We start from the raw sequence: 14,845 nt of genomic DNA on the forward strand, positions 1-14,845 counted from the left end.
TACAGTTGATAATTGACAGTTAAAACCTTAAAATCAAAACTACTCCAAACTTGTGAGTATAAGACCTTTTAGATGTCATGGTAAAAAATCTTACTCTTAGATTTTTTCTATCAACTGTACACTGTTCACTGTAAACTGTCAACTATATTGTGGCACAAAAGTGACACAATATCCTAACCCTAAATCATATTATAACATTCCTATTGGGTCAACATCAACACTTACTCGCACAGTTTCGACACTTTCTTCATCTCTCAACTGCTCTAAACTCTCTTCACTAACTTGCCGTAACTCCTCTAGTTCAGCCCCCTTCAAAATTAACTGCCATCTAAATTCACCTTTCAACTTACTTAAAGGTGCTGGAACTGGCCCAAGTAGCATTACCTCCTCACTATCTAGGTTATGCAAATCTGAATTAATAATTACCCCTAATTGATTGGCAATCTTAATTACTCTCTCTTCCTCTTCACCAGCTACAATAATATTGATCAAATGGCTATAAGGTGGATACAGACAGCCCTTTCTCTGTTCTATTTCATAATCATAAAAACTCTCATAATCATGCTCCTTAGCCAACTGAATACTATAATGCTCAGGAGTATAACTTTGCACTACCACCTCTCCTGCTTTATCACCACGACCTGTTCTTCCTGCAACCTGAGTCAATAACTGAAAGGTTCGCTCCCCAGCTCTAAAATCAGGAAAGTTCAAAGAGGTATCAGCAGTAATTACTCCTACTAAGGTTACATTTGCAAAATCATGTCCCTTAGCCACCATCTGTGTCCCTAGTAAAATATCAGCCTTTCCTCTTTTAAAATCTGATAGGATCTGTTGATAAGCTCCCTTTCGTCGAGTCGTATCAACATCCATCCTTAAGGTATTAGCTTCAGGAAATAACTCTCCTAACTGCTCCTCTACCTTTTGCGTTCCTAAGCCAAAATACTTGATATATCTACTTTCACACGCAGGACAAATATCAGGGTTCCTTTCTTTATGATCACAATAATGGCATTGTAATAAATTAGATTGAGCATGATAGGTCAAGGATACATCACAAGCTTCACATTCCATAACATGTCCACATTCTCTACACTGCACAAAAGTAGAAAATCCTCGCCGATTAAGAAAGATGATACTCTGTTCATTTCGCTCTAGCGTTCGGGCCAACTTCTCTTGCAATAGCTTACTGAACATACTCCTATTCTCAGCTTTTAACTCTTCTCTCATATCTACCACTTCTACCGGTGGCAAAGGTCGATCATCGATCCTTGTTGGCAATTCCAACAATTGATAATCACCAGTTTGAGCTCGATAATAAGCCTCTAAAGAAGGAGTAGCAGTTCCCAAAACAGTTACTGCCCCATTAAGCTCTGCTCTCTTAACTGCTACCTCCCTAGCATGATACTTCGGGTGATCCCCTTGCTTATAGCTTGTCTCATGCTCCTCATCGATAATAATTATCCCTAAATCTTCAAACGGAGCAAAGACAGCTGAACGAGCTCCCACTGCTATCTTAACTTCTCCAGCCTTAATCTTTCTCCATTCATCAAACCTCTCTCCAGTCGATAATTGACTATGTAAAACTGCTACTTCTTCTCCAAATCTACCTTTAAAGCGAGCAATTGTTTGGGGAGTTAAAGATATCTCAGGAACTAAAACAATTGCTTGTTGACCACGTGCTAAAGCTTCAGCAATCACCTGCAAATAAACTTCCGTCTTGCCACTGCCCGTAATCCCCTTCAATAAAAAAGTTTTAGCATTAGCTTCGGCTAATGCAGTAGAAATCTCCTTAATTGCTACTTTTTGTTCAATAGTTGGCTCTAACGGCTCTGTTTGAACAAAGTCAGTAGCTCGATAAGGATTCCGCTTTACCTCCAACCATTGATAAGAGATTAATCCTTTCTCTTTCAACCTCCTGACAGTTCCAGATGTTGTATCAACCTCTGTTGCCAACTCAGTCATAATTAAGTTAGCATTAGGGTGCTCAACCAAATAAGACAAAACGGCTGCTTGCTTAGGAGCTCTACTTTGAATCTGTTCAATTATCTGTTCTGTCTCCTCTAGTGATTGGGCCAACCGTACAACACGCTTAGTCTTGACTTTCTGCTCCCCGCTAGGAACGATTGCTTTCAACGCAGTAATTAAATAACATTGATAATAATTAGCCATCCAACGAGCCACTTTTAATAATTCCTCGTTAAATAATCTATAAGGACTAACTACTTCTAAAATAGGCTTTGTCTCAAAATCAACTTGACCAGTTTCTCCTAATACATAACCTTCTATCCTTCGGTTCCCAAATGGAACCTTTACTTTATGGCCAACTCTTAAATTTCCTTTTAATTCTTCAGGTAAATGATAAGTAAAAGGTTTGTTAACCTGCTTGACCGGTAAATCAACTGCTACCTTAACATAATTTTCCATGATTATCCCACCTAGCACCAACTAAATTTCTCCATATGATAAGCTATGTTTATCAGTATTATTATTCAAGACCTAGCTTTATATTCCTCTATTCAATTTACAGTTGACAGTGAACAGTTGACGGTTAACAGTAAAGACCTTAAAATTATAAAATCAAAACCAATCTAAACCCTTAGATATAAATGATTTCAGAAGTCTTTGCCTTTAATGTTTTGAATTTCAACTGTAAACCGTCAACTGTCAACTCAAAAAGGATCCCTGCTTAAGCAGAGATCCTTTCGATCGATCAAATGAAATTTTATAACTCTAAAAGTTCAATCTTTTCTCCTTCTTGATCAATAAAGACTACCTGCTCTACTCCTTCTAGCTCTTCCTCTTCCAATTCCACAAGATCATGTGGATAAGTAATCGCTTGCGTTACCATATCTGAAGGACCTGGCCCTACTGCCTTAACGACCACGATTAAAGCATCATCTGCTCGTCTAACTTGATTAATCTGAATACCATAACCTCCAGTTGGTCGCTCTCCTAAGCTTGCATAAACTGTTGGCCCGTGATCAAAATCAACATCTTCAAACCCTCTTAGTTCATCACCTTCTTGCTCATCGATCAATAAAAATTGACTATCCTCAGGGTACTCATCCCGCTGCCATTCACCTGTCAACTCATCAGGTGCTTCATAAATCACATCCCCTGCTTCAAGCAACCGTTCATTACAACCAACAACTAATAGCATCACTAATGCTAATAAAATTGCCAACTTTAATTTCATCTAAATCTTCCCCTTCTACATAAAATAATTTACAATGTACAATTTAGAATTTACAATTAAAGACTAAGCCTTTAAGTTTTTTTAATTGTTCATTGTACATTGTGTCAATTGTTCATTGTGAAGCTTATAACTTCACTTCAAGATTAGTTTCACTCAACCTTAAGCTTAAACTTAACCTCTTCTCTATCATTATAACATTAGTCTCTTTAAAATGCAGTGGAAATTATTATTTAATTTGGTTGAGATCATAAGGAGTCCGTTGATAAACATAATAGTTAAGCCAGTTAGAAAATAATAAATTAGCATGTGATCTCCACTCTACAGTCGGCTTTTGAGTTGGATCATCATCAGGAAAGTAATTTTTCGGAATTTGAATCTCGAGTCCTTTAGCTAAATCACGCTCATACTCCCCTTTTAAAGTAAGTCGATCATATTCAGAATGGCCGGTTACAAAGATCTGTCTTCCATCTTTAGTCGCCACAAGATAAGCTCCCGCCTGCTCCGATTCAGCTAAAATTTCAAGTTCAGATACTTGCTCTATATCCTCTTTTCTTACTTCAGTATGGCGAGAATGCGGTGCCTTAAATCGATCATCAAACCCTCGTAGAAGCTTAACTTTATCCTTATTTATTTGGTGATCAAAGACACCAAACATCTTTTGTTCTAACGGATACTTAGGAATTCCAAAGTGATGATAAAGGCCTGCTTGAGCTCCCCAACAGATATGCAAAGTTGAAGTAACATTATTCAACTTCCAATCCATTATTTCTTGTAATTCTTCCCAATAATCAACCTCTTCAAAGGGAAGATGTTCAACTGGTGCTCCTGTAATAATCATTCCATCAAACTTCTGCTCTTTAATCTGATCAAATGTCTTATAAAATGTACTCAAATGCTGCTGAGAAGTATTTTGAGATTTATGGGTTGCTGACTGTAAAAAGACAATATCTACCTGTAAAGGCGTATTTCCTAACAACCGAAGCAATTGAGTTTCAGTAACCTTTTTTAGTGGCATCAAATTCAAAATTAAGATTTTAAGAGCTCTAATATCCTGACTATACGCTCTTGATTCTTTCATTACAAAGATATTTTCTTCTTCTAGAATCTTCGTTGCTGGTAAATTATCCGGAATATTGATTGGCATGACTACTCACTCCTCTTTTTATATAAACTAAAAAAACCTCTTCTGTTAAGAAGAGATTTATATTAACTCTTCTTATCTTCCAATACCTGATAGGTATTGCTGGATTTAGCACCTTCCTTAATTAAAAAGAGGTTGCCGGGCTTCATTGGGCCAATCCCTCCACCACTCTCGATAAGACTATATTTTTAGTTTTAATTATACTAACACATATTAATAAAGTTGTCAAACTCCTATCTTTCTCTACAGTGTGCAATACCATAAATTCCAAAAACAAAATTTCTACTTTATCTGTTGATCTAGATATTTACTAAAGTTTATGATAAAATGATTTACGGCCTTGTTTGATTAAACTTATACTAGTCAATTTATTCAAACAATCAACCATTGCTAAAACAAATTTTCCAATCACAGGGAGGAAGTAATCGACTATGAAAAAAATTATTATATTCTGTTCAGTTCTTTTATTTATAATGATGCCATCATCTATTCTTGCCCAAGAACAAGTCAGTTCTCAAACGGTACGAGGAAGAATTATTGAAATCGTCCAAGGGCCAACTGAGGAAGAGCAAAGTTATGTAGCTGATGTTCAACAAATTAAAGTTGAAATAACCCAAGGGGAGTTTAGAGGAGAAAAAGTAACGACCAATCATACTCTATCTGGCAACCCTGCTAGAGACTTTTACTATAATGAAGGAGATCGAGTATTGTTATGGGTTGAATCACAAGATGGAGCAATTACAAGAAGCTTAGTTCGAGAAGTGATTCGAGATCATTACCTAGGCTATTTAGCCCTCTTTTTCGTCTTCTCTCTTATTTTAGTAGGAGGACGACAGGGCTTAAAGACAGTGCTAACCTTAAGTATTACCGGTTTTCTTGTTCTCAAAGTACTTTTACCCCTCATCTTAGAAGGGTATCCACCTATTTTGACTACAATTATTATAACTTCTATCATTGTATCTATTAGCTTATTCATTACTAGTGGCTTTACTCGTAAAACATTAGCAGCTATTATCGGTACAATGGGTGGTGTTGTAGTCGCAGGAGTACTTGCCTGGTGGATGTCTTCTGCAACTAGATTGACTGGATTAAGTGGTGAAGAATCTCAAATGTTGATGTATATTCCGCAAGGAACCGACTTTGACTTTAGGGGGCTCTTATTTGCAGGAATGATCATCGGAGCTATGGGGGCTGTACTAGATATAGGAATGTCTATAGCCTCTACTATAGATGAGGTCAAACGGGCCAACCCTTCTATCAGTACTAAAGATTTGATTAAATCAGGACTAAATGTGGGAAGAGATATCATGGGTACCATGTCCAATACCTTAATCCTAGCCTATACAGGTGCTTCTATGTCATTATTATTAGTCATAATAGCCAATGAAATTCCTTTATCTAGAATTACCAATATGGATTCTATAGCAACAGAAATCGTTAGAGTTTTAGCTGGAAGTATCGGCTTAATCTATGCAATACCGATTACAGCTATCACTGCTGGCTTGCTTTATAGACAAGTAGATTTTTCAACAACAAACAATACTGACCAAACTAATAATCTGTAATAAATTTAAAACAAATAATCAACCTAATTTTCCTCCTTAAAGTAGAGATACAGTCACTAGTAATTAGTAACTAGTGACTAGTGACCAGTTACTAGTAAAAAAAACAACCAATATTAATTATACTTTAAACTTGAATATCTATATGTAAGGCTAACTTTAAGGAGGATTTTATAAAAAGTAAATTAACTAGTGAAAATATCAGTCGAAGATTCTTCAGGAATAGACATAAAGAGGATACCTATATTTTCTCCTGCATCACTTTTGATTGGTGCATAAGCAGTCTGATGCATTTCACCTAATATATCTGCTCTTCCATAATACTCTTTACCTTCTTCTAATACCATTGTTGTTATCTCATCCTTCCCTGAAGTTCCATCCGCTCTGACATTATCTATTCTAAGATTAGTAGCAACACTCATATAACCAGCAAAAATAGTAACTATAGCCCCTGTTACTTTTCCAATCTGATCAACAAGTTGATAATTTTTATTAATCAAAGTCTCCCCTTTATATAATTTATCTTCTTTTAATGACCAAGAACCTGGTACTTCTTCTTCTAATATTTCTTTTGCTAATTTAAATTTAGCTTTTAGAGTGGCAGATATCTTGGGCTCTACTAGATCCTGTAACTTCTGAGCCATCACCGTTAAGTTTTCAGAAGAATCTGATACTTCTTGAGACATCTCTGTTACCTGCTGAGAGGAATCCATGATTTGGTTTGTATTTTCAGCTAGATGCTGACTTGATATAGCAGTCTGTTCAATCTGATTAGAAGTCTCTTCAATGTAGTTTTTGATCTCTACAAAGACCTCTTCTGCTTCTTCTGCTATTGCCTTCCCCTCTTTAGCTTTAAGTTCAACTTTCTTAATTGAATCTAAAGCAGCTTTAGATTTATCTTGAGTTTCAGTGATTAATTGTTCAATATTTTCAGTAGCTTGAGCTGTCTCTGTAGCCAACACCCTAATCTCATCTGCTACAACTGCAAAACCAGCACCATCTGTACTAGAGTTGGCCCTAGCTGCTTCAATAGCTGCATTTAAGGCTAATAGATTGGTCTGTTCTGCTATATTATTTATCAGTTCAACAATCTTACCTACCGCTTTTGAATTCTGAGCTAATTGATTAATACTCTCTACTGTATCTTTAACGAGATAATTAATTCCTTCTATACTATCTATTGTATCATTAATATTTTCGCTACCAAGTTGAGCCTGAGCAGTTGTCTGTTGAGCAAAACTGCTTACTTCTTGAATACTTGCCGAAATTTGTTGAATACTAGCTGACATTTCACCAATAGATTGATCAGTTTCTTCTATAGTCGTATTTCCTGCTTCAGCCGAAGCAGATAGCTCTTCACTATATGAAGATAAATCTTTGATCTCACTTAATAATTTGGTTAAGAGCTCTTTTTGTTCTCGAACAATCCAATTAATATTCTTAGCCAACTCTCCTAATTGATCTTTTCTATCCTCCTCTAATTCTACTGTCAAATCACCCGTTGCTACCCTTTGAATTCCTCTTTCTATTCTGTTTAACCTTCTAAATAAAAATCTGTTCAAATAAATAGCTAATCCTAACAACGAGGTAATTAGTCCTAAATTTAAAGCCACTAACTTTATATTATCTATCAGTAATACATTAAACATCCCCAATAACATAGCAATTGTAATAATCAAATTCACCTTACTCTTTAAAGAAAGAGAATCTTTCATTATTTTTAATAACCTCCCATAAAAACTATAAAGATATAATATTATCTTCTATCCAATTACCCTCACTTAAGTATAAATAACTCTACAGCATTAAATATTTAATGCCGTAGAGTTATGTGTAATCGTACTTTTCCTAGTGACTTTGATAGTCAGCTCTTAATTGTTGTTCTTTAGCTCCACAATCCACTCCAAAATGCTCTGATTCTATCCCATAAGCTAGTAGTTTCTTCTTGTTCTACACTTAAATCATACTCATATAGGCCCCAATCATCTTCTTCACCTACATAATCAATATAAGCTGCTTCACTATTAGTCATATGCTCTGTAGCATTTGGATAAGATCTGAATACTACTCTTCCCTCAGTCTCTACAGGTGCAATTGACCAGTAATCTGTTACTTCTGGATCAGCTCCACCAGTCTCTTGAATATAATCAATAATTACTTCTCGATTTTCTTCAGTCCCTTGATAAACAACTTCAGCATCATTTAAGTGGTCTCCACCACCTGAAGCCCGATAATTATTTGTAACTGCTAAAAACTCCATGTCTGCAGTTAATGGTTCTCCTTCATAAGTTGCATCTACAATTCGCTCTCCTATAGGCTGTGTTACATCAATTTCATATTCAATTCCTGCAATCTGATCAAAATTGAAACCTCTAAATCCATAATCTAATAATACTTGATCTTCAGTTTCTGATGGATCAATTTGATTAAAGTTTTCTGCTGATCTCTCTAACCAATCTATTACCTCTTCTCCATCTACTTTCACAACTTGTAAAGTATTATCGTAAATATAGATCTCTGCAACATCTCTAACTGCTATTCCACCTTCAGATACATCTGTGAAATAGTCTGCTCCATGACGTCCAGCTTTAAATGGAGCTGCTGCTGAAAGAACTGGTAAATCAGAGTACTCAGTCTCTTCAAAGTAGTTGTCAGCAAACCATAATTGAGCATCATTAACTAACTGAACTACTTTATTATCCTTAACTCTTGAGAAGAAAGTATTTAAGTTAGCAAAAGTTTCTCCAACATCTGTATTTACATAGTCAACTGTTGCTTCATGCTTTTCTTGTACAGATTCAGTAATCTCTTGCTCTAACTTTACATCTCCATCAACAGCTGTTACTTCAGACTGGCTATCTACAATTTGCCATCCATTACTATCATTAGTTAGACTTAAGTTAATAGCTCCTAAGTGGCTACCCCATGCTCCTGGCATTACTGCAGGCACACCATTAATCGTTCCTTGCTCAATATCAACTCCATCAATACCTTCATAATCATTGCTTGGGAATCTTCTATGCTCATGCCCTAATAACATTGCATCAATACCTTCAACTTGGCTTAAATGATAAGCAGCATTCTCACTAGCTCCTTCACTTTCATCGATTCCTGTATGAGCAACAGCAAGAATAATATCTGCTCCCTCTGCTTTCATTTCTGGTACAAATTTTTCAGCTGTTTCTACTATCTCTCTTGCTTCTACCTCTCCTTCTAAATGAAGCTTATCCCACACCATAATTTGTGGTGGCACAAAACCAATTACTCCAACATTGATCTCTTCACCATCAACTTCACGCTCTAAAATCTTATAAGGTGTAAAGTAGTTTTCATCTGTTCCAGCTTCATAAACGTTAGCATTAACCAATGGAAATTCAGCATCACTATAAGCACGTTCTAAGAATTCTAATCCAAAGTTGAATTCATGGTTACCTGTTATTGCAGCATCATAACCAATCATATTCATAGAATCAATTGTTGCATGTACTTCACCATCTTGAATTGGGTCTACTACAGCCTCTATATTTCCTAATAAACTCCCTTGGATTAAATCTCCTGTATCGAACAATAGAGTATTATCATTGTTGGCCCTCATTTGATCGATTAATGTTGCTGTCTTTACTAATCCATAGCTATCAACTTCATTATCATTTAGATAATCATGAGGCATAATATAGGAATGAATATCCGTAGTACTCATAATCGTCAATTCATGAAGTTCACCTTCTTGGGCACTAACCTCTGGTAATACAGCCATAGAAAAAGCCAACATAAACGCTAGAGTAAGAATACCTATTTTACTAATTATTTTTGCTTTCATCATCTTCCTCCTCTTTAATTTTAAAATAGTTTGATAGTAGCATTTGTTTCCAGTTAGACGTCTAACGACTACCTCTAAAAAAATAAAACCATATCAATAATAAGCTCATATGTCCCTTATGTTCTTATACTTATTAATCTTTATCCTAAACAAATTTTATCATACTTTTTTAATATCTACAAGTAGTTTTCAGAAGTTTTTTATAATATAAACTACTCTACACTCTATTAATCAAAATCAAACGTAGGGTAATTCATAGTCAGTATATTCTTTATTCCTCTTCGCCTTCTATCTTCTCCACTTCCTGAGCTGCTGTTTTGAATTCCTTGATTCCTTTTCCTACAGCTTCACCTATCTCTGGTAATTTACTAGGGCCAAAGATCACAAGTGCAATCACTAAAATCAAAATCAACTCCGGTGCTCCTAATCCAAACATATTTCTCCTCCTTTCTTATTTAGTGCTCTCAACTAAATTTAATCCTATCACTACAGTACTTCGCAGATAACTAAGTTTCTCTGCACTCCCGTCTTAGTGTACAATTTACAATGTCAGTTGACAATTAAATTCAAAACCACACAATCAAAATACTAAAAAATCAATGTCTAGGGACTAAAAACTGACTGCCTCTTTGGATTTCTAACAGTTTCTTTTAGCTGAGAATACTCTTATTATTTATAAATTTGCTAAGTCTATCTTATAAACTCCCATTCCATTCTCATCTATTTCTAATTGTTCTACCTTTCCTTTAAGGCTATCTACAATTTCCTTTTCAGCTTCTGGATGCGAACGGAAGGTTACTGTTCCAGCAGTCTCAACCGGCTTAATCCTCCAGTTGTTCGTTGGTTCAGGGCTAATTGGTTCATTTTCTTCAATATATTGGACTATCATTTCTCGATTCACCTCACCTGCTGGAGCATAAACTGGGTCAACTTGAGGAACATGTCCTCCTCCACCACCTGCACGATAATCATTAGTAACTACTAAAAATTCTTGGTCTGTAGTTAAAGGTGATCCTTCATAAGTAACATTGACAATTCTTTCTCCCACAGGTTGAGTAACATCAATTTCATATTCAATTCCATCAATTACATCATAGTTAAAGGCAGAGAATTCACCATTTAGTAACTCTTGTGTCGCAGTAAAGTTCGGATCGATTTGATTAAAGTTCTCAGCACTTTTCTCCAACCATTCAATCACTTCTTCTCCATTCAACTTCATAACCCTAATTTGATTATCATAGATATAAATATCCGTTACATCACCAATCGTTACATTACCAGCAAACACTTCAGTAAAGTACTCTGCATCCTGACGTCCAGCTTGGAAAGGAGCAGCTGCTGATAAGATCGGTAAATTAGAGTACTCTCCATTAGCAAAGGTTCTTTCTGCCCACCAGATTTGAGCATCATTGACAATTTGAGTTACTGGTGAATCTGCAACTCGAGAGAAGTAGGATGTAATACCAATCTCAGTTGCTCCAATTGGAGTTCTTACGTATTCAATAGTCTTTTGATGAACATCTTGAGCCATCTCTTCAATCTCAGGATGCGAAGCAACACTTTCGTCAATCTTTCTTAATCGAACCTTAGCATCTTTTACTTCCCAATCTCCATTATTATTAACTAAATCTAAATCGATAGCACCTAAAGCACCACCCCAGGAGCCAGCCATTATCGTTGGTACACCATGAATAATTCCTAATTCATTATCTAACTTCTCTATTCCATCATAATCACCTGGCATATAATTATGATCATGGCCTAAGATCATAGCATCAATTCCATCAACTTGGGCCAAATAAAGAGCAGCATCTTCTCGAGCATCATCAGAATCCTTTGGAGCATCCTCTATACCTGTATGGGCCAACGCAATTACAATATCAGATTTCTCTTTAACTTCTGGTACATACTTTTCTGCTTGCTCTACAATATCCTTTATTTCTAACTTCCCTTCAACATGATCTCTACCCCATAGCATAGTTTGAGGTGGCAAGAAACCAATAATTCCCACTTTAAGAACTTCACCATCAACTTCTTGTTCAATAATTGTATATGGTTCTACATAAAACTCATCAGGATTATCAGCTAATTTAATATTAGCAGCCAACCAAGGAAAATCAGAACCATCTCTAGCTAATTCAAAGAAATCCATTCCATAATCTTGTAGTTCATGATTACCCATAGTTATTGCTTCATACCCCATATGGTTCAATACCTCAACAATTGTTTGAGTTTCTCCCTCTTCTAGAGGTTCAACTTGATATTCATAATTACCAATTAAGCTCCCTTGAATCGTATCTCCAGCCGAAAGAAGCATTGTATTATCTTGTTCTTTTCTTTCCTCTTCAATTAAGGTAAATACCTTAGAAAGACCAATTGTTTCATTAGGTGCATCAGCCATATAATCATAAGGTAGAATATACTGATGTTCATCAGTTGTAGTTAATAAAGTTAATTGATGTTCACTCTTTACTGGGCCAGATGACATAGCATTAGCAGTATTACTACTTAAATTAAATCCAAGCCCAGTAATAAATGTCCCTGCCAATACTTGACCTGTTCCAACTAAAAAGTCCCTTCGAGATAACCTCTTTTCCCCTTTTTTCTTATCTTTTTTAGACATTTTATCAATCCTCCTTAAAATTTCAAAATTTTATTTTATACATCTTTAAATATAATCATCTTCACTATTTAACTCTGCTTAACTTTATATTTCAAATATTTTGATTATTAAAAACAAAACCTCAGAAGTCAAATGTCATATGTAAGATGTCAGACAACTCTATCTAAAAAAAGAGCTTCCAACTAATCAATCTTAACCTAATAGTATTGTTCTACACGAATCGGCAAATTCCTTTATGTATATAGAATTTATTTTCAAATTGTATATTATAAGCTTGTTGAACAATTAAAATTTCATCTATCTTTTCAGGTTCTTAAAGGCTAATCATTCAACAAGCCCTATAAAACTAACAAAAAATTAGGATAGATCTTCTTCAGAGAATGCTCCCCATAATAATTCACTAGCTTTTTTAGTAATCGTCTCTCCATCTAAATTAGTCATAATCACATCAATCTCTGAACCAAACTCTAAAATAACCTGTCGACAGGCACCACAAGGACTACAAGCCCTCTCTGTATCTGCTATGATAGCGATTGCTTCAAACTCTTTATCTCCTTCAGAAACAGCCTTATAAATAGCCGTTCTTTCAGCACAATTAGTCAATCCATAGGAAGAATTCTCAACATTACATCCTGTATAGATCTCCCCATCTGTAGTTAATAAGGCAGCACCAACCTTAAAGTTTGAGTAAGGAACATGAGCTTTTTCTCGTGCTTGTTTAGCTTCTGCAATTAACTTCTCTTTTAGATTCTGATCCATCTAATCACCTCCCAATTCAATTGACAATTCACAATTAAATTCAAACAATCAAAATACTGAAAGATTCAATATTTATTTTAACTGAAAGTACTCAAATTTATTGATTTCTACTATTGATTAGATTCAGAAAATTAACCTTTTAAGAAAATTAAAAATAACAATTCTAATAACATAATAGATACATAAAACCTAGATTTTATTAAAACCTAGGTTTTATGCCTATTTATATTACATGAAAAGTCCAGCAATAGTAGCTGTAGTATAAGTTGCTAATGTTCCGGCAATTAATGCCTTAACACCTAAACTAGCAATTAAACCTTTTCTTTCTGGATCTAATGGGCCAATACCACCAATCTGAATCGCAATTGAAGCAAAGTTAGCAAATCCACATAAAGCAAAAGTAGCAATTATTTCAGATTTAGCACTTAGTGCTTCTGCTGCAAGTAAATCAGCTAAACTTAGATATGCTACAAACTCATTGATAGCCATCTTTTGACCCAATAAAGTTCCAACCTCTGTAATTTCTGCTGCAGGAACTCCCATTAAGAAAGCAAATGGAGAGAATACATATCCTAAAATCTGTTCTAAACTTGTACCTAATAGTCCTAATGGATAGTTAATTAAAGCAATTAATCCTAAAAATCCAATCAACATTGCAGCTACATTTAAAGCAAGAGTTAAACCTTCACTTGCTCCTTCTGCAGCAGCTCCTATTACATTCTCATTATCAATCTCGACATCTATATCTACTTCTCCAGCAGTTACAGATTCTTCAGTTTCTGGCACGATAATTTTAGCCATTACTAAAGCAGCTGGAGCAGACATTACACTTGCTGCTAATAAATAACCAGGATCAATTCCCATCCCGATAAATCCAGCCAATACTCCACCGGCTACTGTGGCAAATCCTCCACCCATCATTGCCATAACCTCAGAACGAGTCATCTTCGGAATATACCTTTTAACAACCAAAGGTGCCTCAGTCTGCCCAACAAAGACATTGGCAGCAGCAGCTAAGGATTCAGCACCACTTAATCCCATCACCTTCATCATAATACCTGCCATAGCTTCAACTAACTTTTGAACAATCCCAAGATAATACATTACTGACATTAAAGATGAGAAGAAAATAATTGTAGGTAATACCATCAAAGCAAAACTATGTTCAGCCATCAAATATTCACCAAATACAAACTCAGCACCATCAAGAGCAAAATCTAAAATAGTAGCTGCCACTTCACTCAACCATTGAAAAGCAGCTCTTCCCGGTGGAAATGCTAAAATTAGAAAAGCAAAGACTAACTGTAGGACAAGTCCACCAATAACAGTCCGATGATTAACAGCCTTCCTGTCTTCAGACAATGCATAAGCAATTCCTAAAAATACTAATAATCCTAAAATTCCAATTAACCTTGACATATTAATAATCCCCCTTATTTAATTTAATATAATTATTATGAGGGTTATTAATAGCTATTGATTATTAGGTATCTCCTTATTAAAATTATTAAATAAGCACAATAGCTATTATCTTCTTAGATACCTAACGTTTTATTGCTATAAAGTGGCACTTTGCCACTTTATAGCAGTGTACAGTTTACGGTAGATATGGTTTTTATGGATTTCACGAAGGGTCTTGGTAAAGACCCGTAGGTACAGTTGACAGTTAAAACCCTAAATTCAAAATCAATCTAAACCTGTAGATATAATTTTTTTAAAAGTACTTAAGCTCTTAAGGTCTTGA

The 14,845-nt window shown here is 35.3% G+C and carries 10 protein-coding genes and 1 riboswitch; of the genes, 1 reads left to right on the forward strand and 9 read right to left on the reverse strand.

What is annotated here, in order from left to right:
- Positions 1-189 precede the first annotated feature (189 nt).
- The 3 genes from priA to metA all read right to left on the reverse strand — a co-directional run bounded on the left by priA (position 190) and on the right by metA (position 4,340).
- A complete protein-coding gene (gene priA / locus MWH28_RS10665) occupies positions 190-2,424 on the reverse strand; it encodes a primosomal protein N' (RefSeq protein ID WP_248619363.1) in 2,235 nt (744 codons plus the stop codon).
- A 298-nt stretch (positions 2,425-2,722) separates the two neighbouring features.
- Complete coding sequence (locus tag MWH28_RS10670) at positions 2,723-3,196, reverse strand: protease complex subunit PrcB family protein (RefSeq protein WP_248619364.1); 474 nt, start codon at positions 3,194-3,196, stop codon at positions 2,723-2,725.
- A gap of 226 nt (positions 3,197-3,422) precedes the next feature.
- A complete protein-coding gene (metA, locus tag MWH28_RS10675; protein WP_248619365.1) occupies positions 3,423-4,340 on the reverse strand; it encodes a homoserine O-acetyltransferase MetA in 918 nt (305 codons plus the stop codon).
- 69 nt (positions 4,341-4,409) lie between these two features.
- A riboswitch (SAM riboswitch) is annotated at positions 4,410-4,518 on the reverse strand.
- 250 nt (positions 4,519-4,768) lie between these two features.
- Here metA and MWH28_RS10680 point away from each other — a divergent pair.
- Positions 4,769-5,902: a YibE/F family protein gene (locus tag MWH28_RS10680; protein ID WP_248619366.1), complete on the forward strand. Its 1,134-nt coding sequence runs from the start codon at positions 4,769-4,771 to the stop codon at positions 5,900-5,902.
- Between the two features lie 182 nt (positions 5,903-6,084).
- Here the strand turns inward: MWH28_RS10680 and MWH28_RS10685 are convergent, their stop codons facing one another.
- From MWH28_RS10685 to MWH28_RS10710, 6 genes are all read right to left on the reverse strand, one after another.
- Complete coding sequence (locus MWH28_RS10685; protein WP_248619367.1) at positions 6,085-7,614, reverse strand: methyl-accepting chemotaxis protein; 1,530 nt, start codon at positions 7,612-7,614, stop codon at positions 6,085-6,087.
- 170 nt (positions 7,615-7,784) lie between these two features.
- Positions 7,785-9,719 (reverse strand): bifunctional 2',3'-cyclic-nucleotide 2'-phosphodiesterase/3'-nucleotidase, encoded by a 1,935-nt coding sequence (locus tag MWH28_RS10690; RefSeq protein WP_248619368.1) that lies wholly within the window; start codon positions 9,717-9,719, stop codon positions 7,785-7,787.
- Positions 9,720-9,990: 271 nt separating this feature from the next.
- The gene (gene tatA, locus MWH28_RS10695) at positions 9,991-10,155 is read right to left on the reverse strand and encodes a twin-arginine translocase TatA/TatE family subunit (RefSeq protein ID WP_248619369.1); all 165 of its coding nucleotides are present in this window, start codon (positions 10,153-10,155) and stop codon (positions 9,991-9,993) included.
- Between the two features lie 237 nt (positions 10,156-10,392).
- The gene (locus MWH28_RS10700) at positions 10,393-12,342 is read right to left on the reverse strand and encodes a bifunctional 2',3'-cyclic-nucleotide 2'-phosphodiesterase/3'-nucleotidase (RefSeq protein WP_248619370.1); all 1,950 of its coding nucleotides are present in this window, start codon (positions 12,340-12,342) and stop codon (positions 10,393-10,395) included.
- Between the two features lie 357 nt (positions 12,343-12,699).
- On the reverse strand, positions 12,700-13,101 hold the full coding sequence (locus tag MWH28_RS10705; protein WP_248619371.1) for a cytidine deaminase: 402 nt from the start codon (positions 13,099-13,101) through the stop codon (positions 12,700-12,702).
- Positions 13,102-13,329: 228 nt separating this feature from the next.
- Positions 13,330-14,520, reverse strand: a complete 1,191-nt coding sequence (locus tag MWH28_RS10710) for a NupC/NupG family nucleoside CNT transporter (protein ID WP_248619372.1) — start codon at positions 14,518-14,520, stop codon at positions 13,330-13,332.
- Between the last annotated feature and the right edge of the window lie 325 nt (positions 14,521-14,845).

The sequence above is a fragment of the Natroniella sulfidigena genome (assembly GCF_023223645.1).
Classification (GTDB): domain Bacteria; phylum Bacillota; class Halanaerobiia; order Halobacteroidales; family Halobacteroidaceae; genus Natroniella; species Natroniella sulfidigena.

Bases quoted from the DNA above. Each gene is read 5' to 3' on its own strand.
- tatA (WP_248619369.1), bottom strand. From the start codon at position 10,155: ATGTTTGGATTAGGAGCACCGGAGTTGATTTTGATTTTAGTGATTGCA.
- MWH28_RS10670 (WP_248619364.1), bottom strand. From the start codon at position 3,196: ATGAAATTAAAGTTGGCAATTTTATTAGCATTAGTGATGCTATTAGTT.
- MWH28_RS10700 (WP_248619370.1), bottom strand. From the start codon at position 12,342: ATGTCTAAAAAAGATAAGAAAAAAGGGGAAAAGAGGTTATCTCGAAGG.
- MWH28_RS10690 (WP_248619368.1), bottom strand. From the start codon at position 9,719: ATGAAAGCAAAAATAATTAGTAAAATAGGTATTCTTACTCTAGCGTTT.
- MWH28_RS10680 (WP_248619366.1), top strand. From the start codon at position 4,769: ATGAAAAAAATTATTATATTCTGTTCAGTTCTTTTATTTATAATGATG.
- MWH28_RS10710 (WP_248619372.1), bottom strand. From the start codon at position 14,520: ATGTCAAGGTTAATTGGAATTTTAGGATTATTAGTATTTTTAGGAATT.
- MWH28_RS10705 (WP_248619371.1), bottom strand. From the start codon at position 13,101: ATGGATCAGAATCTAAAAGAGAAGTTAATTGCAGAAGCTAAACAAGCA.
- MWH28_RS10685 (WP_248619367.1), bottom strand. From the start codon at position 7,614: ATGAAAGATTCTCTTTCTTTAAAGAGTAAGGTGAATTTGATTATTACA.
- metA (WP_248619365.1), bottom strand. From the start codon at position 4,340: ATGCCAATCAATATTCCGGATAATTTACCAGCAACGAAGATTCTAGAA.
- priA (WP_248619363.1), bottom strand. From the start codon at position 2,424: ATGGAAAATTATGTTAAGGTAGCAGTTGATTTACCGGTCAAGCAGGTT.